1 protein-coding gene is annotated in these 544 nt (G+C 44.3%); it reads right to left on the bottom strand.

Annotated elements, in window-relative coordinates:
- Positions 1–75: 75 nt before the first annotated feature.
- A partial coding sequence (lpcA, locus tag R7Q11_RS28690) for a D-sedoheptulose 7-phosphate isomerase (RefSeq protein ID WP_225467288.1) occupies positions 76–544 on the bottom strand: 469 nt, incomplete at its 5' end.

Here is a 544-nt window from a genome sequence, read left to right as displayed (position 1 = left end):
CTCATGCCGAGCAATTCACACATCGTTTAACGAACTCCTTACCTAAACCACAGCCGAAAAAGTGGCTGCAGAAAATTATTCCATCTCTTTTTCAATCAACTGAATGATGATGTGAATAATCTTAATATGTACTTCTTGAATACGGTCTGCATAACCAAAGTGTGGTACACGAATTTCAACATCAGCAAGACCAGCCATTTTACCGCCATCTTTACCCGTCAGTGCGACGGTCTTCATGCCTTTCGCTTTCGCAGCTTCAATCGCTTTAAGAATATTGCCTGAGTTGCCAGATGTCGACAAACCAAACAGAACATCACCTTTGCGGCCTACCGCTTCAACGTAACGAGAAAAAACAAAGTCGTAACCAAAATCGTTACTGACACAAGAAAGGTGGCTTGGATCTGAAATCGCAATACCAGCGTATCCTGGGCGATTATCACGGTAACGCCCTGTTAGCTCTTCTGCGAAGTGCATTGCATCACAGTGCGAACCACCATTACCGCACGACAGCACCTTACCATCTTGCTTAAAAGAATCGGCAATC

Source organism: Vibrio sp. 970, assembly GCF_033339075.1.
The sequence above is the reverse complement of the archived record's forward strand: the minus strand, read 5'-3'. Positions and strand labels throughout refer to the sequence as shown.